This window comes from Bacillus litorisediminis (assembly GCF_022808645.1).
Classification (GTDB): Bacteria; Bacillota; Bacilli; order Bacillales; family JC228; genus Bacillus_BF; species Bacillus_BF litorisediminis.
Genome location: NZ_JAKZKT010000034.1, coordinates 22,837 through 49,274, shown reverse-complemented (window position 1 = coordinate 49,274; position 26,438 = coordinate 22,837). Strand labels below are relative to the sequence as shown.

General features: G+C 41.0%; 28 protein-coding genes and 1 pseudogene. 14 read left to right on the top strand and 15 right to left on the bottom strand.

All coding sequences use genetic code 11. The annotated features are described in order from the left end of the window. From MLE14_RS16170 to MLE14_RS16155, 4 genes and pseudogenes are all read right to left on the bottom strand, one after another. Positions 1 to 262, bottom strand: a pseudogene (locus MLE14_RS16170) (transposase); the annotation flags it as partial. 375 nt (positions 263 to 637) lie between these two features. Further along, positions 638 to 835, bottom strand: coding sequence for a YfhD family protein (locus MLE14_RS16165; protein WP_243299450.1), 198 nt, complete (start codon positions 833 to 835; stop codon positions 638 to 640). A 110-nt stretch (positions 836 to 945) separates the two neighbouring features. After that, on the bottom strand, positions 946 to 1,071 hold the full coding sequence (locus tag MLE14_RS16160; protein ID WP_097158454.1) for a YfhE family protein: 126 nt from the start codon (positions 1,069 to 1,071) through the stop codon (positions 946 to 948). 66 nt (positions 1,072 to 1,137) lie between these two features. Then, positions 1,138 to 2,046 (bottom strand): TIGR01777 family oxidoreductase, encoded by a 909-nt coding sequence (locus MLE14_RS16155; protein WP_243299449.1) that lies wholly within the window; start codon positions 2,044 to 2,046, stop codon positions 1,138 to 1,140. 93 nt (positions 2,047 to 2,139) lie between these two features. On the opposite strand from MLE14_RS16155, the gene recX reads away from it, so the two are divergent. Together recX and MLE14_RS16145 are read left to right on the top strand one after the other, a co-directional pair. After that, complete coding sequence (recX, locus tag MLE14_RS16150; RefSeq protein WP_243299448.1) at positions 2,140 to 2,934, top strand: recombination regulator RecX; 795 nt, start codon at positions 2,140 to 2,142, stop codon at positions 2,932 to 2,934. Between the two features lie 282 nt (positions 2,935 to 3,216). After that, positions 3,217 to 3,543, top strand: a complete 327-nt coding sequence (locus MLE14_RS16145; protein WP_313897769.1) for a YfhH family protein — start codon at positions 3,217 to 3,219, stop codon at positions 3,541 to 3,543. A 441-nt stretch (positions 3,544 to 3,984) separates the two neighbouring features. Here MLE14_RS16145 and MLE14_RS16140 read toward each other — a convergent pair whose 3' ends face one another. The 3 genes from MLE14_RS16140 to MLE14_RS16130 all read right to left on the bottom strand — a co-directional run bounded on the left by MLE14_RS16140 (position 3,985) and on the right by MLE14_RS16130 (position 5,449). After that, positions 3,985 to 4,146: a YpzG family protein gene (locus MLE14_RS16140; RefSeq protein ID WP_097158448.1), complete on the bottom strand. Its 162-nt coding sequence runs from the start codon at positions 4,144 to 4,146 to the stop codon at positions 3,985 to 3,987. Between the two features lie 12 nt (positions 4,147 to 4,158). After that, a complete protein-coding gene (locus tag MLE14_RS16135) occupies positions 4,159 to 4,335 on the bottom strand; it encodes a small, acid-soluble spore protein K (protein ID WP_243299447.1) in 177 nt (58 codons plus the stop codon). Positions 4,336 to 4,468: 133 nt separating this feature from the next. After that, a complete protein-coding gene (locus MLE14_RS16130; RefSeq protein ID WP_243299446.1) occupies positions 4,469 to 5,449 on the bottom strand; it encodes a metal-dependent hydrolase in 981 nt (326 codons plus the stop codon). 243 nt (positions 5,450 to 5,692) lie between these two features. Between MLE14_RS16130 and mutY the strand changes: the two genes are divergently transcribed. Further along, positions 5,693 to 6,811 (top strand): A/G-specific adenine glycosylase, encoded by a 1,119-nt coding sequence (gene mutY, locus MLE14_RS16125; protein ID WP_243299445.1) that lies wholly within the window; start codon positions 5,693 to 5,695, stop codon positions 6,809 to 6,811. On the opposite strand, the gene MLE14_RS16120 is transcribed toward mutY, so the two are convergent. Beyond that, complete coding sequence (locus MLE14_RS16120) at positions 6,785 to 7,009, bottom strand: cytosolic protein (RefSeq protein WP_097158445.1); 225 nt, start codon at positions 7,007 to 7,009, stop codon at positions 6,785 to 6,787. The two genes, mutY and MLE14_RS16120, sit on opposite strands and share 27 nt — an antisense overlap. 79 nt (positions 7,010 to 7,088) lie before the next feature. Between MLE14_RS16120 and fabL the strand changes: the two genes are divergently transcribed. The 5 genes from fabL (at position 7,089) to MLE14_RS16095 (ending at position 11,103) form a co-directional block, all read left to right on the top strand. Then, a complete protein-coding gene (fabL, locus tag MLE14_RS16115) occupies positions 7,089 to 7,838 on the top strand; it encodes an enoyl-[acyl-carrier-protein] reductase FabL (protein ID WP_243299444.1) in 750 nt (249 codons plus the stop codon). A gap of 81 nt (positions 7,839 to 7,919) precedes the next feature. Continuing rightward, complete coding sequence (locus MLE14_RS16110; RefSeq protein ID WP_243299443.1) at positions 7,920 to 8,129, top strand: gamma-type small acid-soluble spore protein; 210 nt, start codon at positions 7,920 to 7,922, stop codon at positions 8,127 to 8,129. 163 nt (positions 8,130 to 8,292) lie between these two features. Continuing rightward, complete coding sequence (locus tag MLE14_RS16105) at positions 8,293 to 8,553, top strand: YgaB family protein (protein ID WP_243299442.1); 261 nt, start codon at positions 8,293 to 8,295, stop codon at positions 8,551 to 8,553. Positions 8,554 to 8,714: 161 nt separating this feature from the next. Beyond that, positions 8,715 to 9,245: a nucleoside tri-diphosphate phosphatase gene (gene ntdP, locus MLE14_RS16100; protein ID WP_243299441.1), complete on the top strand. Its 531-nt coding sequence runs from the start codon at positions 8,715 to 8,717 to the stop codon at positions 9,243 to 9,245. A gap of 106 nt (positions 9,246 to 9,351) precedes the next feature. Beyond that, positions 9,352 to 11,103 (top strand): ABC transporter ATP-binding protein, encoded by a 1,752-nt coding sequence (locus MLE14_RS16095; protein ID WP_279326863.1) that lies wholly within the window; start codon positions 9,352 to 9,354, stop codon positions 11,101 to 11,103. Between the two features lie 81 nt (positions 11,104 to 11,184). Here the strand turns inward: MLE14_RS16095 and MLE14_RS16090 are convergent, their stop codons facing one another. The 7 genes from MLE14_RS16090 to nikC all read right to left on the bottom strand — a co-directional run bounded on the left by MLE14_RS16090 (position 11,185) and on the right by nikC (position 17,947). Continuing rightward, positions 11,185 to 12,441, bottom strand: coding sequence for a hypothetical protein (locus MLE14_RS16090; protein ID WP_243299439.1), 1,257 nt, complete (start codon positions 12,439 to 12,441; stop codon positions 11,185 to 11,187). Further along, on the bottom strand, positions 12,438 to 13,139 hold the full coding sequence (locus tag MLE14_RS16085; protein WP_243299438.1) for a helix-turn-helix domain-containing protein: 702 nt from the start codon (positions 13,137 to 13,139) through the stop codon (positions 12,438 to 12,440). Before MLE14_RS16085 ends, MLE14_RS16090 begins: the two co-directional genes overlap by 4 nt. Beyond that, a complete protein-coding gene (locus MLE14_RS16080; protein WP_243299437.1) occupies positions 13,117 to 13,911 on the bottom strand; it encodes a sensor histidine kinase in 795 nt (264 codons plus the stop codon). Before MLE14_RS16080 ends, MLE14_RS16085 begins: the two co-directional genes overlap by 23 nt. Positions 13,912 to 14,056: 145 nt before the next feature. After that, positions 14,057 to 15,052: an ABC transporter ATP-binding protein gene (locus MLE14_RS16075; RefSeq protein ID WP_243299436.1), complete on the bottom strand. Its 996-nt coding sequence runs from the start codon at positions 15,050 to 15,052 to the stop codon at positions 14,057 to 14,059. Next, complete coding sequence (locus MLE14_RS16070; RefSeq protein ID WP_243299435.1) at positions 15,039 to 16,070, bottom strand: ABC transporter ATP-binding protein; 1,032 nt, start codon at positions 16,068 to 16,070, stop codon at positions 15,039 to 15,041. Before MLE14_RS16070 ends, MLE14_RS16075 begins: the two co-directional genes overlap by 14 nt. A 20-nt stretch (positions 16,071 to 16,090) precedes the next feature. Continuing rightward, a complete protein-coding gene (nikB, locus tag MLE14_RS16065) occupies positions 16,091 to 17,011 on the bottom strand; it encodes a nickel ABC transporter permease (protein ID WP_243299434.1) in 921 nt (306 codons plus the stop codon). 15 nt (positions 17,012 to 17,026) lie between these two features. Continuing rightward, entirely contained in the window at positions 17,027 to 17,947 is a 921-nt protein-coding gene (nikC, locus tag MLE14_RS16060) for a nickel transporter permease (RefSeq protein WP_279326862.1), read from the bottom strand. A gap of 165 nt (positions 17,948 to 18,112) precedes the next feature. Here nikC and MLE14_RS16055 point away from each other — a divergent pair, with 165 nt between their 5' ends. The 6 genes from MLE14_RS16055 (at position 18,113) to MLE14_RS16030 (ending at position 26,430) form a co-directional block, all read left to right on the top strand. After that, on the top strand, positions 18,113 to 19,198 hold the full coding sequence (locus MLE14_RS16055; protein ID WP_243299432.1) for a M24 family metallopeptidase: 1,086 nt from the start codon (positions 18,113 to 18,115) through the stop codon (positions 19,196 to 19,198). 34 nt (positions 19,199 to 19,232) lie between these two features. Next, a complete protein-coding gene (locus MLE14_RS16050) occupies positions 19,233 to 20,795 on the top strand; it encodes a glutathione ABC transporter substrate-binding protein (protein WP_243299431.1) in 1,563 nt (520 codons plus the stop codon). 566 nt (positions 20,796 to 21,361) lie between these two features. Then, the gene (locus MLE14_RS16045) at positions 21,362 to 22,351 is read left to right on the top strand and encodes an ABC transporter ATP-binding protein (protein ID WP_243299430.1); all 990 of its coding nucleotides are present in this window, start codon (positions 21,362 to 21,364) and stop codon (positions 22,349 to 22,351) included. Next, positions 22,348 to 23,316: an ABC transporter ATP-binding protein gene (locus MLE14_RS16040; protein WP_243299429.1), complete on the top strand. Its 969-nt coding sequence runs from the start codon at positions 22,348 to 22,350 to the stop codon at positions 23,314 to 23,316. The genes MLE14_RS16045 and MLE14_RS16040 overlap by 4 nt, the downstream gene beginning before the upstream one ends. A 73-nt stretch (positions 23,317 to 23,389) precedes the next feature. Then, entirely contained in the window at positions 23,390 to 25,033 is a 1,644-nt protein-coding gene (locus MLE14_RS16035) for an ABC transporter substrate-binding protein (protein WP_243299428.1), read from the top strand. Between the two features lie 404 nt (positions 25,034 to 25,437). Next, complete coding sequence (locus tag MLE14_RS16030) at positions 25,438 to 26,430, top strand: ABC transporter permease (RefSeq protein WP_390629039.1); 993 nt, start codon at positions 25,438 to 25,440, stop codon at positions 26,428 to 26,430. Positions 26,431 to 26,438: the final 8 nt, after the last annotated feature.

Below are 26,438 nucleotides of genomic sequence, written 5' to 3'. Positions count from 1 at the left end.
ATCACGATCACGGGGGACCGCAATTTCAACTTCTCCTGTCGTCGTTTTCACGAACTTTTTGCCATATCCATTTCTTCTATTGCTTGTTTCTTTTTCTCCCTTGTCATTTGATTCATAGCCCAAATGACTCAAACATAGGGCCAAATATGTCTTTTAATGCTTCTTGCATATCTTCTACAGATTTAGGTTGGTACTGTTCGATAATCTTGTTAGCTAATTCTACGGAGTTCGGATCTCTTTTCAATTTCCCCATTGAAAACACTCCTTTAGCTTTATACTTATTATTCTATCAAATAAAAAACTGTGTGAGTAAGGAACCGTACGTATTCCTTACTTACACAGTTTATATTACACTCCCCATTTATACTCATTTTAAAGCCGGCTTTTATTCATTAATCAAATCATCCACAAACTTATCCACATTAAGAACAGCTTTATTAACAGAAAAACCACACTTATTCACATTATCCACAATATTTCGCTCAAATCTATCCACATTCAAGTAATCAAACAAAGCCTTTCACAACAACCATCCACAAAGTTATACACAATATCCACAATCTTGTACGTAACTTTATACACAGGAAAAGGGATTATCATCGCTTGACTACGAGACAATCCCTTTCCGTCAGGAGAATTATTTATTTAATTTCTTATGTTGTCTCATTTTCACTCGCTGGTTCGCTGCATTCGCACGAGCTTGAGCTTCTAAATCATCAGCGTCTGCTAACTCTTCAGAGTACTCTACTGCTGGTCGTTTTAAGTTAGCTGGGGTTTGCGGTAAGGAATTTGCATTTTTGTCCCTGTTTTTGCGATGAACATGTCCTCTGCCCATGCGGATCTCCCCCTAATTCAGGTTTTAGCCTTTCTTAAAGAAAAGAACGAAGAACCGTGTGGCTCCTCGTTCTTTAGTTTCTCCATGACCCTTGTATTTATGAGTAAAAGTTAATCTCTTTTCTTATGTACTTCAAATCCAGCGGCACGGTCAGCTAATTTAAAATCTCTTTGATACCGGACTTCTTGCATGCTTGTTAAATTACTTCTCATTTTTTCACGTTTTTTCTTATCCACAGCATCCTCATCCTTTCAGGCAAAGATTTATTTTTATTCTTCCCTATTGCCGCAGATAAGATACTGTTATTTGGAAAAGATTTGTTGCAATGCCTGATCAACATCCGGGTATTGAAAAGTAAAACCCGCATGTTTCAGTTTTTCAGGCAATACTTTTTGTCCTTTTAAAACGAGCATACTTTTTTCACCTAAGGCAGGGCGTAATGCAAAACCGGGAGTTGGGAACCAATGTGGACGGTTTAGCACCCTTCCTAATGTTTTCCCGAAATCGTTCATTTGTGTTGGATTGGGGGCAGTAATATTGATCGGCCCCTGCAGAGTTGGGTTATGGATCAAATATAAAATCGACCGGACGACGTCCTCTAAATGGACCCAGGAAACCCATTGATCGCCACGACCTAACCGGCCGCCTGCGAATAATTTATAAGGGAGAGCCATTAACGGAAGCGCCCCGCCATCTTTTTCTAAAATCACACCGAATCGCGCCAAACAGGTGCGAATTCCAATTTCATTTAGGGCTTCAGCTTCTTTTTCCCATGCCTTTACGGTCTCTGCTAAAAAATCAGAGCCGTACTCTGCCGAATCTTCAGTAAACGTTTGATCTGTAGATGTCCCATAGATTCCAATAGCACTTGCCTGAACAACTACATCTGGTTTTTTCTCAAGCGCAGAAACAATTCTTTTCAGCTCTTTAGTAGTTGAAATACGGCTATCGACTATTTGCTTTTTCCTTTTGCGTGTCCATCGACCGCTGTTTAACGATTCGCCGGAAAGATTAATAAAAGCATTAAAACCTTCTAAGTGTGTCTCTGGCTCCGTATTTGGCGACAGCCATTGGATGTAGCTTAGTCTAGGATGATCAGATGTACGTGATTCGCTGCGAGTTAAAACGGTTACCTCATATCCTTTCTGCAGACAAAGGTCCCCCAAAGCTTTTCCGACAAATCCGCTTCCGCCTGCAATTGCAATTTTCATACGAAGGTAATCCTCCTTTCTCCTTACATTTTCTGCATATTTGATAACAATTATAGGCAAAAAATATGCTAGAGTATAGGGGAGGTGGTTTAGATGATTGTTTCTAAAATAACTCCGCAGAAGAAAAATAAAGGTCGCTACAATATATATACATTTGATGGACAAAAAGAAGAGTATGCTTTTAGTGTTGATGAACACGTGCTTGTTTCCTTTCAACTGAAGAAGGGGAAGGAACTGACAAGCTTTGATATACAAGAGATTCAATACCAGGACCAGATTCGCAAAGGGATTCACCTAGCTGCTAATTATCTGACAGCTAGGATGCGAAGCCGGGATGAAGTAAAGCAATTTTTATTGCAAAAAGAAATTGAAGAAGCAGTTCTCGAGGAGGTTCTTCATCACCTGGAAGAATACAATTACATAAAAGATGATGAGTATGCAGTTGCCTTTGTCAAAACCTATATGGAAACAAGCGACAAAGGACCCGTTTGGATTACCGCGCGATTAAAGGAAAAGGGAATCAGATCGGAGTATATAGAAAAAGCGATAGATCTATTCACAGAAGAACGGGAAATTGAAAAAGCCGTTGCACTAATTGAAAAATGGAGCACGGGGCTGGCTAAATATTCTACAGTTGAAAAAAAACAAAAGCTTTATGAAAAACTCGTTCAAAAAGGGTTTCAGTCAAGTGTTATCTCCATTGCTCTTGAAGAGGCTGATTGGAGTCCAGATCAAGATGAAGAATGGAATGCAATTGTCAAGCAAGGAGAGAAAGCCTGGAGCAGATACGGCGGCGATACTCTAAAGGTAAAACAATTTTTATATCGCAAAGGATTCGATTTGGATCTTATTGAACGGTTTATTCATGAAAAAGAGGAGGAGGACTAACACTACAATACAAAACGTATGGATTCCATGCTTATATTTTCAAAACATTTTTAGCTGTTTGCCAAACTGGAATCCTTGTTTTGTAAATAAATGGGTCAGCACCTTACCTATTCCTGTCCCTTCTCCTGTGATTAATATCGCCCGAAACAGGGCTCCTCCTTTGCAACCAGCCTTTTCTTCTTATATGATACAAAATGTAGCATGTTAAAAATGTAAGCATATAGATAGCTTGTCTATTTTGCTTTTGATTATGAGTGGTTTTATGAGAAGGAGAGTTTGGGAGTGAATCAAGAAAAGCGATATAGCCAAATGAGTAAGCAAGAATTAGAGCAAGAAATCAGACAGCTAAGGGAACAAGCAAGAAAAGCAGAGCAAATGGGTATGGTGAATGAATACGCTGTTCTCGAGCGCAAAGCGGTCATGGCAGAAGCATATTTACGGGATCCTGAGGATTATAAAAAAGGAGAGATTTATGAAATTCATGGCGATCCCGGTCAATATTTCAAGATTGACTACATCAATGGAAGGTTTGCCTGGGGGTACCGGCTGGGCGGGACTGTCCAGCAAGAGGCCTTGCCGATTTCACTTTTGATTAATAAATCAAAATAGAAGACAACAGGAACTACACTTTCACAAATAGCGGATTCAGTACAAAGCTGGTAACCGGCAAAACGCGATTGTAACGGGCATACGTTCTGCTATTTGCCCAAAAAAGCGCAGTTTTGAAGTTTGTAAAGGACATATGATCTCTTATTTGCCGAAAATCATCCAAAAAAACATGTTTTTGCCAAGATAAGGGAACTAAAGTTTTCCAAAATCCCCGATTTGTCACAGATAATGGAACAGATATCCTATAAAAATCAAGCACCTCAACAGTTAGTGAGTGCTGAAATCCAAAAATAATCAAGGAGCACCTCAAGCTGCAGAAGTCCAACATAAGGAAGCACTAGAATACCGATTGGTGTACGAAAAGGGCTGACACATTCGTCAGCCCTTCCATTTAGTGATGAGAAGATGATGCGTAATGAAACGAAAAGAGAAATCCAACCACTACGATTGTTTTCTCGTCTGATGCTCTAAAATAATGAGGTTCTGCGTTTGCTGAGTTTGTCCTTTTACTTGGGAGTATAGATGCTTCCGGTTCGTCCAGGTTTGTTCAAATGGACTTTGATATTCATCCTGAAAAAATAATTTGTTTTTCCTATTAGCCATATAAAAACCCTCCTAAGGACGTGCAGAATTATCGTCTACGCGTTGGTTGGATGCTCTCATACGCTCTTGTGGATGAGTTTGAGTGGTGCCGTCAGCCCGTTTTGATGCATATTCAGCTTTGGCTCGTGGTTCTCCTTCAAACTTATTCCCTCCGCTAACAATCGGGAATCCTGTTTCCTTATTCCGCAATCTCACTCACCCCTGACTATACAAAATAGGAACGTGAAATACCATGAATTTCATCAATGCTATCCCACGTATCTATAGTATGAATCAGGAGGATGATCTCATGCTGTGGGATGATTGACATTCTTTCCAAACGTTAATCAGGAAGGATCTCCAATTTTTTCTGCAATTTTTCTTCACTATAAACCCAGCCAGTAAAAGATGAAATAATATTTAAATCCCGATCTAAATGTACAATCGCGACAAAGGGATAATGTCCGTCCTTCCGATACCTTAAATCAATAAAGCGAACCTCAATTTTATCGTCCTCTTCTTCCATTTCCCAGCGATAAGCAGGGGAAAAGGATAAAAAGGCAGAAACATTTTCATCTTCTTGGATAGCTGACAGAATCTGTTTCTCAGGAAAAGGGAGCCTTTTAAACTGATCATATATCATGAGTTTGTCTTTAAATGCTTTCCCGACATAAAAGTGATCATGGTCTATAATGGCCACTCTCCACTGATAAAAGCGAATTGTAGGGGCGATGATGACCATTTTCAGTTCGGGAAATTGTTTTGAAATTGTTTTCTTAATTTTTTGCTGTGAGCGGAACCTAAGGATGTAATAGACAACCAGCACAGCGTATATGACTAAAAAGGTATAGCCGGGGTGAGCACCCAAAATCCACAAAATAATACCAACGAGATGGATCCCAAATATAAAGGGGTCAAAGGTATTAATCCATCCTAAGGCGACCCATTTCTTAGAAAAAGGCCGTAGCGCTTGAGTTCCATAAGCATTAAAAATATCAACAAAGACATGGAGGAAAACGGCTAAAAAACTCCAACCCCATAGATGCAGCCAGTCAGCATTCGGAAAAAAAGCAAGAAGGGTTAAAGTGATGGCAGTCGGCCAAAGAAACACGGCTGGAATGGAATGAGTAATTCCTCGATGATGCTTTATATAAAGTGCATTGTTTTTCAATTTTAAAATCGTATCCACATCGGGAGCCTGGGAGCCAACTAAAGCTGCAATCATCACGGCAGTAGCTGTCGGTTCACTGCTCGTCACAACCGAATCAAGCGACGCTAATCCCCCCAACGCAACCCCCATCACCAAATGCGTTCCGGTATCCAATCATCTTCCCCCTTTCCTGAAACATAGGGACGGTTCTTATGTTTCACTCACTCGCTCCCTTCATTTCCAAGGAACCACCAATCCCAATAATAAGCAACTTTAAATATGTCAATTCCAAAACCATTTCATGTACAATAGGAAAAGAGATGAATTTTTGGCCTTTAACTATTTTATTCCCTTTTCCGCAAAGGTTTAACATCCTAAAAGGCCTCTGTATTTATAGTAGGTAAAGGAGCAGCAACTGTGAATGACATTTTGAATACAGCATTAAAGGATTTTTACATAGAAGATTTTCAGAAGGCTTTATTAGACTGGTATGAAGCAGAAAAACGTGATTTGCCATGGCGAAGGACCAATGATCCTTATAAAATCTGGGTATCAGAGGTGATGCTCCAGCAAACCAGAGTAGATACGGTGATCCCTTATTATAATCGTTTCCTAGAAAAGTTTCCGACACTGCACGATTTTGCGGAAGCTGGTGAAGATGAAATTTTAAAGGCTTGGGAAGGACTTGGATATTACTCAAGGGTCCGCAATCTGCAATCAGCCGTTAGAGAAGTCGCTGAGAAATATAATGGACAAGTTCCAAACAATATCGATGAGTTTCAATCCCTTAAAGGCGTGGGTCCTTATACGGCTGGGGCTGTGATGAGCATTGCGTTTAACAAGCCTGAACCGGCAGTGGATGGGAATGTAATGAGGGTGTTTTCGCGAATTTTTTCAATTGAAGAGGATATTGCCAAGCCAAAAACGAGAAAAATATTTGAGGAGTTAGTAAAAAAAGTAATCGATCAAGAGAATCCTTCTCCATTTAATCAGGGAATTATGGAATTAGGCGCCTTAATCTGTACACCGCAATCCCCGTCATGTCTGCTTTGTCCGGTAAGGGATTATTGCAAAGGGTATCACGAAGGAAAGGAAACACTTCTGCCGATCAAAAACACGAAGAAACATATCAAAAACAAAAGATGGATGGCCGCCATTGTTTTGACGGATGAAGGGCAGTTTATCATTCGCAAGAGGCCGGATACCGGTCTGCTTGCTTCCTTGTGGGAACATCCAAACTGGGAAAGAGACGAAAGCGACCCTAGAAATTTCGAAAAGTTTCGTTTATCTTTAAAGGAAGAGCTTGGAATGGATGTGGAATCAATGGAGCCTTTAACGACAGTGAAGCATCAGTTCTCTCATGTTGAGTGGGAGATTGATGCGTATGTCGTTAAAGGATCAATCCGCAAAAAAGTTAACTCCCCATATTTACTTGTTCAGGAAGACCAATTAACACAGTATGCGTTTCCTGTTCCGTTTCAAAAAATGTGGGAAGCCTATAAAGATACCTTAGTCTATAGTGGGGAAGGTTCCTGAGGTATAGGTGGCTTCTTGGCGCTGAAGCCCGCCTCTTCGTTCAATTTCTTTAATAATTTCTTTATGAATCGTTAAACCCTCACTATTTAAATACTGGGCCATTTGCTGCAAAGAATGATGGAAAAAAGCTAATTCTTTATCTTGCCATTCATTTTTAGGTGTCATGGACAATTCCGTCATATCTCTTCCTACATACATAATGACAACACCTTTCAAGCTGTTTTTCTTATTTTGGTTAAAAAAATCGACATTATTCATAGGACTGGAGGAAGTATAGATGAGCAACAAAGTAGCATTAGTCACGGGTTCTAGCCGCGGACTCGGCAGAGCAATCGCAATTGATCTGGCCAAACAAGGATATGATTTAGTGATTAACTATGCAAGAAGCAAAAAAGGAGCACTGGAAACAGCGGAAAGAATTGAAGAGCTTGGGCAAAAGGCACATATTGTCCGCGCGAATGTAGGGGATCCTGAAAAAATTAAAGCAATGTTTGAAGAAATTGATGAAGTATATGGCAGATTAGATGTCCTCGTCAGCAATGCGGCTTCTGGGGTACAAAGACCAATCATGGAGCTTGAAGAAAATCATTGGGATTGGACGATGAACATTAACACAAAAGCCTTATTATTCTGTGCACAAGAAGCAGCAAAACGGATGGAGAAGGTAGGCGGCGGAAAAATCGTAAGTATCAGTTCTCTCGGCTCGATCCGCTATTTGGAGAATTATACGGTGGTCGGTGTTTCCAAAGCTGCGTTAGAGGCACTTACTCGTTATTTAGCGGTAGAATTGGCATCAAAAAATGTTTGGGTGAATGCTGTATCTGGCGGTGCCATTGATACAGATGCCTTAAAACACTTCCCGAATCGCGAGGAATTACTCGCCGATGCGGTAAAGAATACACCAGCGGGAAGGATGGTCGAGCTTTCAGATATCGTGAACACGGTTTCCTTTTTATTGTCTGACCGAGCAGAAATGATCCGGGGACAAACGATTATTGTGGATGGCGGACGCTCACTGATGTTATAATGATATTCCCAAGGATTTCCACTAAAAAATCGGATATTTCCTTCACAAGTGGTTACATTAAGACTTGTGGAGGTGATTACAGTGGGCCAAAACCAAAACCAACAACAAGGACAAGCTTCAAAAACTAATGCTGCTCAAGTAAGAAAACAAAATGCAGCATCAGCAGCTGGCGGACAATTCGGAACTGAATTTGCTAGCGAAACTAATGCTCAACAAGTAAGACAACAAAACCAACAATCTCAAGCTAAAAAAGCACAAAGTACTACTGGAGCTCAGAACCAACAACAGTAGTAACCCTTAAAGAAAGCGTCTCAACCCATCGATGAGACGCTTTCTTCTTGCTGTTAATATTCGACAAAAGCAGGGATAATGTTACAGAACTAGTCAAAGGGAATATGCTGTCGGACACGAATTATTTTAACTAGAACCATTGGTATAAGGAGAGAGTGAAAAAATGGGAATGTTTGAGAAGCTTGTCCAAGAACAAATGAAAACAATGGAACAACTTTTATTTTTACAATCTGAACTGGAACGGTGCCAAAGAATTGAAGCAGAACTGATCCGATTACAAGAAGAAACTCGTTTGGTCAGTATTCAGCATGAGATAGAGAACATGCGAGAAGAGCTGAAAAAAATCCATCAAACCTTTGAAGACCAAACAAAAGAAGTCATTCTAACCTATCAAGTTGAGAGTCAAAAGGAAGTCTCCGTGTAGAGTCATATTATTGGCTCTTTTTTCTTTTATATACGTGCTTGTTTTAAATTTTACTAATTACCGTTATAATAAGTAGAAAAGAACGGCAACTTTCAATGAACTCAGATTGGACGGTTGATAATACATGATGTATCGTTTTTGTAAAGAAAGAAGGGACACCCATGGCAGTTCCTCGTGAAGGCGAAAAAATGCAAATCCAAAGCTATAAGCATAACGGGCTCCTTCACCGTGTCTGGGAAGAAACGACGGTTCTAAAAGGGACAAGCAATCTTGTGATCGGCGGCAATGATCGAACTACGGTAACGGAATCAGACGGAAGAACGTGGGTAACTCGAGAACCTGCGATATGTTATTTTCATGCACAGCATTGGTTCAACATTATTGGGATGATTCGGGAAGATGGCATTTATTATTACTGTAATTTAAGTTCTCCTTTTGCATACGATCAAGAAGCCTTAAAATACATAGATTACGACCTGGATATTAAAGTTTTTCCTGACATGACCTATACGCTTTTAGACGAAGATGAATACGAGCTGCATCGACGCAACATGGAATACCCCGAAGTCATTGATCACATTTTGAAAAGAAATGTAGAAAAATTAGTCAGATGGATTCGTCAGAGAAAAGGCCCTTTTGCTCCAGATTTTATTGACGAATGGTATGAGAGATACTTGTTCTATTTAAAGTAGGATAAGCAAACCTGTTGAGATCAACAGGTTTTTTAAATTTTGTTAGTAAATCCAAGCTAAATTCGGAAAATGATAAAGAGATAAATAGATAATGGGGGACATACCATTGGATAGTATTAGACGTTATATGGCATTTGTCAGGCCCTATCGCCTGCAAATTATTGCAACATTAATCATTGGAATCATCAAATTCGCGATTCCGCTGCTGATTCCAATCCTAATTAAATACGTGGTCGACGATATAGTCGGGAATCAAGCATTAGCGACAGACGAAAAGCTGGAACAGCTGCTTTGGATTATGGGCGTCACTTTTGTTGTCTTTTTAGTCATCAGACCGCCGATTGAATACTATCGTCAATATTTTGCGCAATGGACCGGAAGTAAAATTTTATATGATATCCGTGACCGCCTTTTTGAACATATTCAAAGATTAAGCTTAAAGTATTACTCCAATACCAAGGCTGGCGAAGTGATATCCCGTGTGATCAATGATGTAGAGCAGACCAAGAACTTTGTTATTACAGGCTTAATGAACTTATGGCTTGATATTGCAACCATCCTTATTGCGGTAGCGATTATGTTTACCATGGATATTCAATTAACTATCGTTTCTCTGATTCTTTTTCCGTTTTATGCGATTTCAGTCAAATACTTTTTCGGACGCCTTAGAAGCTTAACAAGAGTTCGGTCTCAAGCCTTAGCGGAGGTACAAAGCTATCTGCATGAGCGGGTTCAGGGCATTTCTGTAATTAAAAGCTTTGCCATCGAGGATTTTGAGCAGGAACAGTTTCAGAAACAAAACCAGAATTTCCTTCAAAAAGCACTTGATCATACCAGCTGGAATGCGAAGGCATTTGCAGTGGTGAACACGATAACGGATGTAGCTCCATTACTCGTAATTGCTTTTGCAGGCTATGAAGTCATCCAACAGGATTTATCTCTAGGGGAAATGATGGCGTTCATTGCTTATATTGACCGCTTATACAGCCCTTTAAGAAGACTGGTCAATTCCTCCACGACGTTAACCCAGGCAATTGCCTCGATGGACCGTGTTTTTGAGTTTATTGATGAAAAATATGATGTGGATGATCTTCCTGGAGCGGTTGAATGTAAAGGGGTCAAAGGCAATATTACGTTTAAGAATGTCAGCTTTGCCTATGACCGGGACGAGGAAAAAATTTTGAAAAACCTCAATCTGGATATCCAGCCTGGAGAAACAGTCGCCCTTGTAGGAATGAGTGGCGGAGGAAAGTCGTCCTTAATCAGTTTAATTCCGCGTTTCTACGATGTGACTGAAGGGGAAATTTTATTAGATGGAACAGACATCCGTACATTCAAAGTCCGAAGTTTGCGCGATAAAATAGGGATGGTTTTACAGGACAACATTTTATTTAGTGAATCCGTCAAAACCAACATCCTGCTCGGAAAACCGGATGCAACAGAAGAAGAGGTAATCAGAGCAGCCAAAGCAGCCAATGCTCATGAATTCATTATGAATCTGCCAAAAGGCTACGACACGACAGTCGGAGAAAGAGGTGTTAAGCTATCTGGAGGACAAAGGCAAAGGATTGCGATTGCCCGGGTCTTTCTGAAAAACCCGCCTATCCTTATTTTAGATGAGGCTACGTCGGCACTTGACTTAGAAAGCGAGCACCTCATTCAGGAGGCTTTAGACAAATTGGCACGTGACCGAACCACCTTTATCGTGGCCCATCGCCTTTCAACGATCACACATGCGGATCGAATTGTTCACATCGAACATGGCCAAATTACCGAGATGGGAACCCATTCTGAATTAATGGCGAAAAAAGGCCACTACTACGACCTGTTCCAGGTTCAGCAGCTAGATGCGAATTAAGCATAGCGAAACTGACTCCCATTTTGAGCGAAAAAGGGAATAAACTAAGAACTACAGTCATTTTCGGCTGTAGTTTTTAGTTTATGATAGCTGTTTTCTGCGAAAGTATAATATTCCAGCAATTAGTCCTGCAGAAAACAGACTGGCAATGATGACACTTATATAATCTAATCTGAGCCAATAACAAATCCAGCCTATAATAGTAGCACATCCAACTACAAGCGGACCTTCCATTCCAATCTTTAATTTCTTCCAAATTAGTGCACCGAAAAATGGAATCGCGGCAGCAAAAAATACACCTGTAATAAAAAATAATTCTAATAACGTTATAGATTGAAAATAAATAATAGCGGGTAAAACAATAATAAATATTGCTAGCAGTAAGACAATTAGCGCAGGTTTTTTCGGAAAGGGAGAACCATTTAACGCTTGCAGTGATCTGACTTGGGTCCAAAACGTATCAAATAAAATGATAAAGAATACACAAAATAAAACAATCGAAATCGGCCAGCTTTCATATCTGTGAAACATTTTTTCAAATACGGTATAAATGGAATCGAATCCGCCTTGATAAATGGAGGCCAAAACAATCATAGAAAATCCAAACGGTATGGTACTCCAGACTAAGCCGGTTACCCATAAACCGCGATGAAGTTTATCCCGATTTGCTTTTAGCAGAACTCCCCACATCTTCACATCCATTATCATATTCCCGAGCATGATTAACCATACTGAAGCCAATAATGGCAGGATCCGGTCATTTTCAATAAAAAATAAATAGGGGTGATATAATCGGATACCATTATAGACAGGTTCAGTTCCTTCAAATAAATAAGAGTGGATCAGAATCATAACCATTACTAATAAAAGTAATCCAACTTTCATCACATTAAATTTTGTGAACCACTCTAAATTTCCAAGGAATACGATGAACCAGCCACAAATAAAGAAAACAGCAAACCCAATTTGGAAAGGTATATAAAAGACTGCATTTAATAATACACTTACCGCTAGTCCGATACTAATCATGCCAAAATAAATGCCTAAGCTCATCATCCGTTTTGTCCAAACAAGTGCTGAATCCGATAATCTTTGTTCCAGTACCGGAAGCAGCTCTTGGTTTTTAGATTCATTCCTAAGCTTTTTTGAAAAAGGAATCATCGCTAAAAAGGCTAAGCAACCAGCAAACGCAAACACTAAGCCTCCCGTGAAACCGAATTGAAGCAGAGATTCGGGTACCGTAAAAAATGCATTTCCTGTAGTCCATCTGGAGATTAGTAATATGGTAAAAAGGCCGTAACCAAGCGTATTAATTCTAGTTGCAGTAAATGTACTCACATTCTTCGATTCCTTTCGCGAAATTCTTTAGGTGTCATATTTTCTTTCTTTTTAAACTGGGTTGAGAAGTAATGAAGACTATTGAAACCAGTTCTCTCCGCAATCGAAGAAATCGTTTCATCAGTAGTTAAAAGGAGCAGCTTTGCCTTTTCCAGCCGGTATTGATTAATATAATCAGTCAGAGAAGTACCCACTTCTTCACTAAATCTTCTGCTTAAATAGGCAGGGCTTACGTGAACTTTAGATGCCACTTCTTGCAGAGAGAGCCGCTGTTCATAAAATACTTCAATAACGGATAAAGTTTCATTGATCAGTTTTGAATATCCCTGTTTATAAATTTCTGAAGTGAAGCGGCTGACCGTTTCTTTTAATTCATCTTCAAAAATTGGTTTTGTCAGATATTCAGCAACTCCGAGATGAATCGAGGTTTTGGCCAAGTGGAAATCCTGATGAGCCGATAAAATAACAACAGGCAGGTTTTCCTGATTTTCTTTTAAGTCACGAACCAATTCAAGACCGGATTTTCCTGGCATTTCAATATCTACAATGGCTAAATGGAAGTGGTTTTCTTTGCTTATAGAAATAGCTTGGCTGCTGTCATTTGCAAAGAAAAAGTTTAAGAAGGGAAAGACAGGCTGTAAAATATGTTCTAGCTGTTCTAACACGATTGGTTCATCATCCACGCATAGAATGTTCATTGCTCGGCTCCTCCTCATCTTCAAGCATTTTGGGAAGGACAATTGAAACTTTTGTACCTCCCGAACTGCCCCTTTTTATGTCTAGTGACGATTGATCATATAGCAATTTTAATCTTCTGTGAATGTTTGGAAGACCATGGCCTTTTTGAAAAAGATCTTTTTTCGACAGATCGCCAATACCAATCCCATTATCTGTGACAATGATGGTGACTTGATCATTGATTAAATCCGCTTGCAGCTTCAGATACAGGTCGCCCGGCTTTTTTTCCAGGCCATGCTTAAAAGCGTTTTCCACTAAGGTCTGAATTAAATAAGGCGGAACTAGGACTTGATTAGCATCAGGATTTAATATCATATCAACTCTAAGCCGGTTTTGGAATCGGATTTTTTGTATATGAATGTAAGATTGAGTATACTCCCACTCTTTATTAAGCGGAATTAGATGTTCTCTGACTTGATATTTAAATTTAAGATAATGAGAGAATGCTTCCATTACTTGAATAAGCTTTTCCTTCCGATCTAACCGGGCGAGCCCTAGCATTAAATTCATAGTATTAAATAGGAAATGGGGCTGAATTTGCTGATTTAATTGCATATACTCACTTTCCTGCAGTTCCTTTTCCATTTGAACTTGCTGTTTTTGAAAGGTTAGGCCATCTATTTGTTTCTCAAATGCCAACACAACGAGCAAGGCAATGGTCCCTGCCAATGGTGCAAAGATAGCGAGAATAACAAATATTGAAAAGGTGTTGTAGTTCAGGAGCATCTTCATCAAATCCTTGCAGAAAATTTATAATATTATATCACATTCGCTAAATTTCGACATATTCATCGGGGTGGGTATTTTTAACCAATATGAGGACAACAAAACAAAAAAGGCGGCTAGGGGGAACCGCCTTTTTCTGTATGAATACCGTTTATAGGATTTTATCAGCATAATGACAAGCTACAGCGTGATTACTTTCAAAAGTTATTAATTTAGGTTCTACTTGAATGCAGTGATCCGTAGCAAGGGGACACCTTGTATGGAATCGACATCCTTTTGGCGGGTTAATAGGAGAAGGAACATCTCCTTTTAAGATAATTCTTTCCTTCTTTTTCTTTCTGTCTGGTTCCGGGATAGCTGATAATAAAGCTTGTGTATATGGATGCATAGGATTATTAAATAGATCTTTTTTATTGGCAATTTCTACGATTTTACCTAAATACATCACAATAATACGATCAGAAATATGACGAACCACACCTAAATCATGCGAAATAAATAAATAGGTTAAGTCGTATTCTTTTTGCAGTTTCTTTAATAGATTTAACACTTGTGCCTGAACCGAAACATCGAGTGCAGAAACAGCTTCGTCACAAATAATAAGCTTAGGTTCGACTGCTAAAGCACGGGCAATCCCAATTCTTTGCCTTTGCCCCCCGCTAAATTCGTGAGGATAACGGTCTAAATGCTCTTCCCGAAGCCCTACCTGCTCAAGCAGTTCTATGGCTCGTTTCTTTCGGTCCTTTTTTGGCACGACGTTTAAGATTCCCATTGCTTCCTCTAACGTTTGCCATATGGTTCTGCGGGGATTCAGTGATGCATAAGGATCCTGAAAAATTACCTGTAAATCTTTTCTGACAGAACGTAATTCCCGTTTAGGTAAGGAAAGTAAATCTTTATCTTGGAAGATAACCTGTCCGCCTGTAGGTTCGTCCAATCTGAGAATAGCCCTTCCCGTTGTAGATTTTCCACATCCGGATTCACCCACGATACTTACTGTTTCCCCGGCATTTATACTGAAGCTTACTCCATCAACTGCTTTAACGTAATTAACCGTACGACCCAGAATTCCGCCTTTTATCGGGAAGTATTGCTGGAGGTCTTGGATTTTTAAAATTGGTTCTTTCTTTAACTTAATCACGGACATTACTGGCTACCTCCTCAGTTGTTGCATGTGCCCAACGATCGGTATACATCCAGCAGCGAATCTTGTCACCACTGTGATTTTCAATCAGTTCCGGCTGCTCGTTTTTGCATAAATCTGTTGCAAACGGGCATCTTGGAGAGAAGCTGCAGCCAGCTGGCAAGTCGTGTGGACTCGGTACACTTCCCGGAATTGCCTCTAATTCTTCCACATCTCGGTCAGAACGCGGAATACTTTTTAATAGTCCAACCGTATAAGGGTGTTTTGGATCTTCAAATAAGGTGTCAACATCGGTATATTCAACAATTTTTCCTGCATACATAACCGCTACTTTGTCACAGGTTTCAGCGACAACTCCCATATCGTGGGTAATCATAATAACAGCTGTTCCTAGTTCTTTTTGGAGCTTTTTTAAAAGCTCTAAAATTTGGGCTTGAATGGTAACATCTAATGCAGTTGTTGGCTCATCTGCAATTAAAAGCTCTGGATTGCAAGCAAGAGCCATTGCAATCATGACCCGTTGCCTTATTCCGCCGCTCAGTTCATGAGGCTCTTGGCTTGCACGTTTTTCCGGGGAAGGAATGCCAACTAATTTCAGCATTTCTATGGCCTTGTCCCAAGCAGCTTTTTTTCCAATCTTCTGATGAGTGCGGAAAACCTCTGCAATTTGTTCCCCAACACTAAACACTGGGTTTAAGGATGTCATAGGTTCTTGAAAGATCATCGAAATTTTATTTCCTCGAATCTTCCTCATTTGTTCTTCTGTAATTTGGAGAAGATTTTGACCTTTAAAATTAATTTCTCCTGCCACGATTTTTCCTGGCGGCTGCGGAATCAATCTCATGATGGAGAGGGAGGTTATACTTTTCCCACAGCCTGATTCTCCAACAATACCCAGTGTTTCGCCTTTGACCACTTCGAAATCGACACCATCTACAGCTTTAATCACTCCCCTTTTCGAGAAGAAGTGGGTTTGTAAATCTCTGACTTCAAGTATAGTTTCTTTTTTATAATGGTTCATGAGATTTTCCTCTCCTCTCATTAGTTCAAATCAACACGTTTGTTTAACATACGATAAGAAATATCAACAACCATATTGACGATGACAAATATTACCGAAACGAATAAAATTGAACCTTGAACAAGTGGAAGGTCTCTCATTCGGATCGCATCAATGATTAAACGTCCAACTCCATTTATGGCAAACACGGATTCGGTAAGAACGGTTCCGCCTAGGAGAGCGCCGAATTGTAATCCTACAACTGTAATGACTGGAATCAAGGCATTTTTTAAAGCATGTTTATAAATAATCATGCGTTGCCGGATTCCTTTTGCTTTAGCAGTTCGAATATAGTCCTGACGAATGACTTCAAGCATACTGGAACGGGTCATTCTGGCGACAATTGCTGCTCCGCCGGTTCCAAGAGTTAAGGCAGGTAATATGACATGTGCGAAAGATCCCCATCCTGCCACTGGGAACCAGCCAAGCTCTACTGAGAAGTAAATAATTAACATCAGACCTAACCAGAAGTTTGGCAGGGATACTCCGATAAGGGAAACAATCATAAGCCCTACATCAGAAAAACTATTTTGTTTTGTTGCTGCAATCACTCCTGCAAAAACACCTAATGCGATTGTGATTACTATACTCCAAAAGGCAAGCTCAATCGTAATCGGAAGTCGGACCATAATTTCATCTAAAACCGGGCGGTCTGTTCGAATCGAAGTTCCTAAGTCTCCTTGAAGCACGCTGCCTACATAGTCAATATATTGAATAATCAAAGGTCTATTTAAACCGAGTTCTTCTCGAATAGCCTCAACTTGTTCATCTGATGCTCCTTCACCTGCAACAAGCATAGCCGCATCACCAGGCACCATTTGCATAATTAAAAATACGACAAAAGTGACGCCAAGGAGGACGGGTATCATTTGTAATAATCGTCTTATGATAAAAACAAACATTTATGGGTTCCTCCTTTACTGTTTCATCCTAGGATCTAATGCATCGCGCAAACCATCTCCGAATAGGTTGAAAGCTAACACGATAATCGCAATCGCTAAACCAGGGAACAAGGCGATATGAGGGGCAGTCCATAAAAAGTCGCGCCCATCACTCAGCATGGCTCCCCATTCCGCTGATGGAGGCTGTGCGCCCATCCCTAGGAAGGATAATCCAGCAGCGGAGAGAATCGCTGTGGCCAGACGTAAAGTGCCTTGTACGATAATAGGTGATAAAATATTCGGCAATATATGAACGAAAATAATTTTTGCGTCGCTTGCTCCTAATACTTTAATGGCGTCGATGTACTCCATTTTTTTAGCTGCTAGTGTCGAACCTCTCACAATCCTCGCAAAAGTAGGGATTGAAAAGACCCCAACTGCAACCATGACATTGATTAAGCTGGGACCTAGCGCACTAACAATCGCAAGCGCTAATAGGATTCCGGGAAAGGCAAGAAGGACATCAATAACTCTCATAATAATGGTGTCAATCCATTTGCCATAGTAACCCGACACGATTCCCAAAATAATCCCAAAAAAGGCTCCGATTAATACCGATACAACACCTACGGAAAGAGAAAGCTGGGAGCCATAAAGAATTCGGCTAAATATATCTCTTCCTTTATCATCTGTTCCCATGATGTGCTCGGAAGATGGAGCTTCTAATTTATTTACCAAATCAATTTCATAAGGATCATAAGGTGCAATAACTGGTGCCAGCAAAGCCATGACCAGATAAATAACAATTATGAAGCCGCCAATGAGTGACATTTTATTATGCAAGAGTGCCTTGCCCAACTCCAGCCACGGCTTTTGTTTTTTTGCTGGCTTTATAGATATAGCACTTGATTTTTCTGTGTTTACTAGACTGCTCACATTTATTCCCTCCTCTGTCATCTTGTTGTCCTTAAGTTATCAAAAATTCGTCATTTTTTGTCTGAATATTTAGATTAAGTAAAATTTATGTAAATTTACGACATGAAATTGAAAACATTGCCCTCATAAATTAACTATAATGAACACAACTCATCAGAAATGGGCTTGAAAAGGGGAGTCACACCAATGGAACATCGAGTATCAAAATTGAAGAAAAAGATGGACGAATATGGATGGGAGGGAGTCATACTTATATCTGGCGAAAATCGTTATTACTTTTCCGGTTTCCAGGGTTCGAGCGGAGCGGTTCTTATTCAAAAAGATTCAGAAACCCTTTTTACTGATTTCCGCTACACCGATCAGGCGAGAGAGCAAGCTAAAGGATATGAGGTTGTCCAGCATCAGCAAAACATGATTGAAATGGTATGCCACTATTTTCCTTCCAATAAAGCCATTACAATCGGAGTTGAACTTGACTCACTTCCAGCAGAGATTTATTTAGAAATACAATCAAGGCTGCCAAATGCTAAACTAGTCAATGCTTCACCAGCTGTATACGACATCCGCATGATTAAGGATGAAAGAGAAATCGCATCAATCCAGAGAGCAATTGAAATATGCGATGAAGCGTTCAATCACATATTAGGATTTATCCGGCCAGGTGTATCAGAAAAAGAAATTGGCTTAGAGCTTGAAATCACTATGAGAAAGCTGGGAGCACAAAAAATTAAACCGAATCATGTGATTGCGTCAGGTCCCAGATCATGCTTACCACATGGACAAGCAACGGAACGCATCGTAGAAGTTGGGGATTTTGTAAAAATGGATTATGGTGCCATTGTGGACGGTTATTACTCAGACTTTACAAGAACAGTTGTAATCGGTCCGCCAAGCCAAAAGCAGCAGGAGATCTATGATATAGTGTTGAGAGCACAAGAAGAATCGCTAAAGCATATTGGTCCGGGAAAAACTTGCAGTGAAATGGATGAAATAGGACGCTCCATTATTAGGGAGGCGGGTTATGGAGATAACTTTGGCCATAGTCTGGGGCATTCGCTTGGACTAGCGATTCATGAAAAGCCAGGAATGCGTTCAACAGATCACACGGTTCTCCAAGAGGGAATGGTAATCACGGTGGAACCAGGTATTTACATTCCTGGGTTCGGGGGTGTCCGTATCGAAGACCTTGTCGTTATTACTAAAGATGGACACCGAAACTTGACCAAATCGACAAAAGAACTTCAAGTATTACCGACCCATATTGAGGTCTAATAGATCAATTAAATAAAAGGAGAGTGATATTGAAATGAAAAGAAAACAAACTTGGTTAGGGTTATGTCTGGCAATTATCATCTCTTTACTCTTATCAGCTTGTACAGGAAATCAAGACCCTGGGGCATTAGGAGAATCAGATAGTAATAATTCAGGGAATTCTGGGGACCTAATCATCGCAGTATTATCTGATGCTACACAACTGGATCCACATTTGGGAACGGATATCCCTTCGGCTAACGTATATCATGGTAAAATTTTCGAAGGGCTGGTTCGACAGGATGAAAATATGGAAATTCAGCCTGCATTAGCTACAGAATGGGAGCAAATTGATGATACAACTTGGGAATTTACATTGAGGGAAGGTGTTAAATTCCACGACGGAACCGAATTTACGGCAGATGCTGTTAAAAAGACGATTGAACGGGTTCAGGCAGAGGAAACCGCTTCACCTCGTAAAAACTTATTCGAAATGATCACAGAAGTGAATGTAATTGATGACCATAAGATACAGTTGAAGACTGCCTATCCTTTTGCGCCTTTGCTAGCTAATTTATCACACTATGCAGCAGGTATTATAAGTCCTGCTTTAATAGATTCTGGAGAAAAAGTTGGGCAAAATCCAGTTGGTACGGGTCCATTCAAATTTGACAGCTGGAAGCCAGGGCAAGAAATTAAGCTAGTCCGCAATGATGAATATTGGGGAGAAAAACCAAATGTCGAGACTGTTACATTCAAGGTAGTACCGGAAGACTCTACTAGAATTGCAATGGTTGAAACGGGTGAAGCACATATCGCTAATCCAGTTCCAGTAACTGAAATTGAAAGAATCGAAGCCAGTGACTCAATGAAGCTGCTTCGTACAGATGCCCTTGGGATTGACTACATTGGATTTAACACGCAAAAGGAACCATTTAATGATCCTCGTGTAAGACAAGCAATTAGTTACGCTATCGACACAGAAGCCATTGTCGAAGGAGTATTCAATAATGTGGGTACAGTGGCAACAGGTCCAATGGGTCCTGGCGTATGGGGGCATAATCCGGATCTGAAAGGCTACGAATATAACGTTGAGAAAGCAAAAGAATTGCTTGCAGAAGCTGGATACGCAGATGGCTTTAAAACGACGATTTGGACAAATGATAACAAGGAACGTATGGATGTGGCAGAAGTCGTTCAATCCCAGTTAAAAGGAATTGGGATTGACGTTGAAGTGAAAGTGGTAGAATGGGGTGCATATCTAGAGGCAACAGCGAACGGTGAACATGATATGTTCATCCTAGGTTGGTCTAACATGACGGGGGATGCGGATTATAACCAATATTTCTTATTCCATTCCGATGCGAGAGGAAATCCAGGAAACCGTTCTTTCTATAGTAACCCAACCGTTGATGAACTGATTAACCGCGGTCGCCAAGAGTCAGATCCAGATAAGCGATTAGCCATTTACGCAGAGGCACAAGCAATTGAATTAGAAGATGCACCAGCCATCTTCCTCCGCAATGACGAATCACTAGCCGTAACAGGGAAAAACGTAAAAGGCTTCTGGATGAGCCCAGCAGAAATCTATATGATCGATGATGTAACCATTGAATAAGAAACAGAGGGACACAGAGGGACGGTTCTTCTGTTTCAAAATGAGCAATGTATAAGCTGCAATCTATTTGGATTGCGGCTTCTTTTTTTTGAGAGAATACGGTCTAGACCGGTACAATCCATCAGTAAGCTCGCGATAAAATTTGGATTTGACCGATACAATGAAAAATTGACCGATAAAATACGATTTTGACTGATAGAATGATTATTTGACTGATAAAAAGTGAATTTGACTGATAGAAAGTGAATTTGACCCATAGAAGGACGATTTGACTGATAGAACGTCGAGTTTGACTGATAGAATGCCAAAAATGACCGATAAAGTGCCGGATTTGACTGATAGGAAGAATTTTTGACTGATAGAATCCCAAAATGACCGATAAAATCAATATTTGACCGATAGAACCATCCGAATTTGATCCACAAGCCAACCTACACATACTCCCCCCTTCAATTCTTCCCTTCTAAACTTTCACATTATACTTTTCTATTAAATAGGTAGTCTTTTTTACGCTTGTCCATCATAGGATAGCTAATAATCAATAGCTTTCTGAAAGAGGTGGATTTGTGACAGAGCAACCAGTCTTGAAAGTGAATCATTTACGGACTTCTTTTTTTACGGCGGATGGAGAAATTCCGGCCGTGGATGATGTTTCTTTTTATGTGAATAAGGGTGAAGTTTTAGGCATTGTGGGGGAGTCTGGGTGCGGTAAAAGTGTAACTTCCTTATCAATCATGAAGCTTATCCCTTCGCCGCCCGGTAAAATCGTGAGCGGGGAAATATGGATGGAAGATGAGAACATTGTGAAGGCATCGGAAAGGCAGATGCGTAAAATCCGCGGAAATGAAATCGCCATGATTTTTCAGGAACCGATGACGTCCTTAAATCCCCTTTTTACAATAGGGAACCAATTGGTCGAAGGGATTCGAATTCATGAAAAGGTTTCGAAAAACGAAGCCGAAAAACGGGCGGTAGATATGTTAAAGCTTGTTGGTCTGCCCAGAGCGGAAGAGCTGATGAAGGAATATCCGCACCAGCTATCAGGCGGGATGCGGCAGAGGGTTATGATTGCGATGGCTTTGTCGTGCAAGCCGCGGCTCCTGATTGCAGATGAACCCACTACCGCATTAGACGTAACGATTCAGGCGCAGATTCTAGATTTAATGAAACAGCTTAATAAACAATTAGGAACGGCGATTATGTTAATCACGCATGATTTGGGGGTAGTAGCGGAGGTTTGCCAACGTGTCATGGTAATGTACGCTGGACAAGTTGTCGAAGAGGCCACTGTTTCCGAGATTTTTAAAAATCCGAAACATCCCTATACGATAGGGCTGCTTCAGTCAATCCCAGATATCAGGCGGAAAAAGGAAAAGCTGTATTCGATTCCTGGCCAGGTGCCTAAGCCTGGTTCGATCAAAAAGGGCTGCCGCTTTTATGCACGTTGTCCTCATGCAATGGAACGTTGTAAGGACGAGGATCCGTCTTTATACAAAATTGGGGATGGCCATCAGGTTCGCTGCTTTTTAGCTGAAGAAGGGAGGGATGACAAATGAGTTCAACCCTTTTAAAAGTAGAAGGAATTCAAAAGGCTTTTCCGATTACTGGCGGAATCTTTGGCAGAAAGATTGGAGAGGTCAAAGCCGTTCAGGATATTAGTTTTTCATTAAAAAAAGGAGAGACCTTTGGACTTGTTGGAGAAAGCGGCTGCGGAAAATCAACAACAGGGAGAATGCTGCTGCGCTTAATTGAACCGGATCAGGGCAGTATTTGGTTTGAAGATACGAATCTGACTAAATTGAAACCCGATGATATGAGAAAAATGCGGAAACATATGCAAATGATTTTTCAGGATCCGTTTGCTTCATTAAATCCGCGCCATTCGGTTCAAAAAATTTTGGAAGAGCCACTAATCGTACACGGGGTAACAGATGCAAAAGAGAGAAAGCAGAGAGTACTTGAGATGCTAGAGGTGGTCGGCCTAAGCCCGTACCATGCGAAAAGATATCCGCACCAGTTTAGCGGAGGACAAAGACAGCGAATTGGGATTGCCCGTGCTTTAATGACAAGGCCAAAATTGATTATTGCCGATGAGCCAGTGTCAGCGCTAGATGTTTCAATCCAGTCTCAGGTATTAAATCTCCTTACTGAATTACAGGATACATTCGCCTTAACCTATATTTTTATCTCTCATGATTTAGGAGTGGTCCGCCACATCAGTGATCGGGTCGGGGTTATGTATCTGGGAAGAATGATGGAACTTGGCAGTACAGAGGATTTATACAATGAGCCGCTTCATCCTTATACGAAGACCTTGTTATCTGCGATCCCGGTTCCTGATCCTGAATTGAACCGTGAGCGGATTGTGGTAAAAGGGGATGTTCCGGATCCGTCCAATCCCCCAAGCGGCTGCCCATTTCATACACGCTGTCAGGATAAAATCGATATTTGTTCAAAGGCACTGCCAGTTTTTAAAGAACACAGGCCAGGTCATTTTGTCGCATGTCATTTGTATCAATAAAGAGGAATGTTTTGCCTCATACAAGCATATGGATTGATAGGCTAACCATTAGGTAAAAAAAGGGGGAACATGAATGAGAAAAAGTAGTTGGGGTAAGTGGCTCGGTCTTTTATTAATAATCATGCTGGTGCTGGCTGCATGCAGCAGTAACAACACTGCTGAGGAACCGGAAGAGGAAGCACCTGATACAGAGCAGCCGAACAATGATGACACAGGTGATGAGGGAACCACTGATGAAGGCGAAGCAATGGATACGCTCGTATTTGGAAGAGGCGGTGATTCTGTCGCCTTAGATCCGGCAATTGCGACGGATGGTGAGTCTTTTAAAGTTACGAAAAACATTTATGAAACGCTTGTAGAATTTGGACCGCAAGACACTGAAATTTATCCGGGGCTAGCCACTGAGTGGACTACGTCAGAGGATGGGTTAACCTACACTCTTAAGCTAAGAGAAGGTGTAAAATTCCACGACGGCACTGATTTTAATGCGGATGCGGTAGTGTACAACTTTGAACGCTGGAAAGCGGGCAGTAAAGAACAATTTTATTACTATAACTCTCAATTTGGAGGCATTATCGACACAGTTACAGCCGTTGATCCTTATACGGTTGAATTTAAGCTAACCAGACCATTAGCACCATTCCTTAAAAACCTTGCCATGTCACCTTTTGCCATTGCAAGCCCAACAGCTATTGAAGAGTACGGCGACAAATTTACCGAAAATCCAGTCGGAACAGGGCCATATATATTCCAGGAATGGAAGCGTAACGACCGGATTACGATTGTCAAAAATGAAAACTATTGGGATCCAGAATTTCCAAAGCTTGAGACCATTATATTCCGCTCGATTCCTGATAACTCTGCCCGTCTGAATGCACTCATGTCAGGAGAGGTTGATTTAATCGATGGTGTGAACTACAGTGATATGCCGCAAATTGAAGCCAACCCTGATTTGCAAGTATTTAACCGGCCATCTATGAACGTTGCTTACCTTGGTCTTACAGCAACAAGAGAACCTTTTAATAACAAGCTTGTTCGTCAGGCCATTAACCATGCGATTGATAAGCAAGCGATTATCGACGCGTTTTTTGAAGGTGCAGCTCAGCCGGCAGTCAATCCAATGCCGCCTGTTATTGCAGGGTATAATGACGAAATCCAAGGCTATGAATATGATCCTGAAAAAGCAAAACAGCTGCTAGAGGAAGCAGGCTATCCAGATGGCTTTGAAATGGAGCTATGGGCAATGCCGGTACCGCGGCCATACATGCCAAACGGACAAAAGGTAGCGGAAGCGATTCAGGCTAACCTTGCTGATGTTGGAATTAAGGCAACAATCGTTACGTATGAGTGGGGGGTCTATTTAGAGAAGGCAAGACTGGGTGAAGCAGATGCATTCCTGCTTGGATGGACTGGAGATAACGGAGATGCCGATAACTTCCTTTATGTATTGCTCGATAAAGATTCAATCGGAAGCAACAACTACACGTATTATTCCAATGATCAGCTTCACGAAATCTTAATCCAGGCCCAATCCGAAACAGATCCGGCAACACGCGAAGCCTTATACAAGCAAGCTCAAGAAATCATCCATGAAGATGCCCCTTGGGTACCGCTTGTACACTCTCAACCAGCTTTAGCCGGCAAAAAGGGAATTGAGAACTTCTTGCCGCATCCAACTGGCTCTGACGTCCTAGCTGGTGTGACATTCAAACAATAATGACAACCAAAAAAGAGGGAGGCGAAAATCTCCCTCTTCCCTGTATAGACATAGTGTTTAGTCTCGGTAGCACAGGATTTAGTCTCGGTAGCACGGGATTTAGTCTCGGTAGCACGGGATTTAGTCTCGGTAGCGCGGGATTTAGTCTCGGTAGCGCGGGATTTAGTCTCGGTAGCACGGGATTTAGTCTCGGTAGCGCGGGATTTAGTCTCGGTAGCGCGGGATTTAGTCTCGGTAGCGCGGGATTTAGTCTCGGTAGCGCGGGATTAGCCTCGGTAGCGAGGAACTTACTCTCGGCAGCGCTGAATTAACTCACAGTTACCGTCTCAACTCATGCTAACGCAAATTAAATTAGTGTCCAAGCCTTCAAAAAGAAGAAATGAGGTGAAAATTTGTTCGCCTATATCATTAAAAGATTGATTCAGTTAGTACCGGTTCTCTTTGGATTGTTGTTTATCGTTTTTATGATGATTCGGGCTATTCCCGGTGACCCAGCACAGCTGATTTTAGGACAGGCTGCGACGGAAGAAGCCATCCATTCGATGAGGGTGCAGCTAGGCTTGAATGAACCGTGGTATACTCAATTTTTTATTTATGTCGCTGGTTTATTTTCTGGGGATCTTGGAACATCTATACGAACGAATAGCCCTATTACAGAGGAGATTTGGCCATTTTTAGCAGCAACCTTTGAGCTATCCTTCTGTGCGATGCTTATTGCGGTTGTGATTGGTGTAAATGCAGGAATTATCAGTGCCTGGTTTAAACGGTCCTGGTTTGATTATATGGCGATGGTATTGGCCCTGATTGGGGTTTCGATGCCGATATTTTGGCTTGGTTTAATGGAGCAGTGGATTTTCGCAATCCAGTTAGAATGGCTTCCAACCTCGGGCAGAGAAGAGGTTCGGAATCCGGTTGAAGCAATCACCCACCTATATTTGATTGATACCTTGCTGCAAGGGGAGACGGAACAATTCCGGGTGGTTGTGAAACATTTAATTCTGCCAAGTGTTGCACTTGCCACCATTCCTATGGCGATCATCGCACGTATCACACGATCGACCATGCTTGAAGTAATGAATTCTGATTATATCAGGACGGCACGGGCGAAAGGAATGTCCGCCTTTTGGGTGGTTTATAAACATTCATTAAAAAATGCTGTGATTCCAGTATTGACAGTCATTGGATTACAGACAGGGCTGCTATTAGGCGGTGCTATTTTAACCGAAACGATTTTTAGCTGGCCAGGTATAGGACGTTATATTTATGATGCCATCAATTATCGCGATTACCCTGTTGTCCAGTCTGGCATTCTGATAATCGCTATCCTATTTGTCTTCATAAACCTCATTGTGGATCTGTTGTATGCTGCAATTGATCCTCGTATCAAGTATCGCTAGGGGGTGCA

Bases quoted from the DNA above. Each gene is read 5' to 3' on its own strand.
- MLE14_RS16165 (WP_243299450.1), bottom strand. From the start codon at position 835: ATGGGCAGAGGACATGTTCATCGCAAAAACAGGGACAAAAATGCAAAT.
- MLE14_RS16155 (WP_243299449.1), bottom strand. From the start codon at position 2,046: ATGAAAATTGCAATTGCAGGCGGAAGCGGATTTGTCGGAAAAGCTTTG.
- recX (WP_243299448.1), top strand. From the start codon at position 2,140: ATGATTGTTTCTAAAATAACTCCGCAGAAGAAAAATAAAGGTCGCTAC.
- MLE14_RS16140 (WP_097158448.1), bottom strand. From the start codon at position 4,146: ATGGCTAATAGGAAAAACAAATTATTTTTTCAGGATGAATATCAAAGT.
- MLE14_RS16120 (WP_097158445.1), bottom strand. From the start codon at position 7,009: ATGTATGTAGGAAGAGATATGACGGAATTGTCCATGACACCTAAAAAT.
- fabL (WP_243299444.1), top strand. From the start codon at position 7,089: ATGAGCAACAAAGTAGCATTAGTCACGGGTTCTAGCCGCGGACTCGGC.
- MLE14_RS16105 (WP_243299442.1), top strand. From the start codon at position 8,293: ATGGGAATGTTTGAGAAGCTTGTCCAAGAACAAATGAAAACAATGGAA.
- ntdP (WP_243299441.1), top strand. From the start codon at position 8,715: ATGGCAGTTCCTCGTGAAGGCGAAAAAATGCAAATCCAAAGCTATAAG.
- MLE14_RS16085 (WP_243299438.1), bottom strand. From the start codon at position 13,139: ATGAACATTCTATGCGTGGATGATGAACCAATCGTGTTAGAACAGCTA.
- MLE14_RS16080 (WP_243299437.1), bottom strand. From the start codon at position 13,911: ATGAAGATGCTCCTGAACTACAACACCTTTTCAATATTTGTTATTCTC.
- MLE14_RS16075 (WP_243299436.1), bottom strand. From the start codon at position 15,052: ATGTCCGTGATTAAGTTAAAGAAAGAACCAATTTTAAAAATCCAAGAC.
- MLE14_RS16070 (WP_243299435.1), bottom strand. From the start codon at position 16,070: ATGAACCATTATAAAAAAGAAACTATACTTGAAGTCAGAGATTTACAA.
- nikB (WP_243299434.1), bottom strand. From the start codon at position 17,011: ATGTTTGTTTTTATCATAAGACGATTATTACAAATGATACCCGTCCTC.
- nikC (WP_279326862.1), bottom strand. From the start codon at position 17,947: ATGACAGAGGAGGGAATAAATGTGAGCAGTCTAGTAAACACAGAAAAA.
- MLE14_RS16055 (WP_243299432.1), top strand. From the start codon at position 18,113: ATGGAACATCGAGTATCAAAATTGAAGAAAAAGATGGACGAATATGGA.
- MLE14_RS16050 (WP_243299431.1), top strand. From the start codon at position 19,233: ATGAAAAGAAAACAAACTTGGTTAGGGTTATGTCTGGCAATTATCATC.
- MLE14_RS16040 (WP_243299429.1), top strand. From the start codon at position 22,348: ATGAGTTCAACCCTTTTAAAAGTAGAAGGAATTCAAAAGGCTTTTCCG.
- MLE14_RS16035 (WP_243299428.1), top strand. From the start codon at position 23,390: ATGAGAAAAAGTAGTTGGGGTAAGTGGCTCGGTCTTTTATTAATAATC.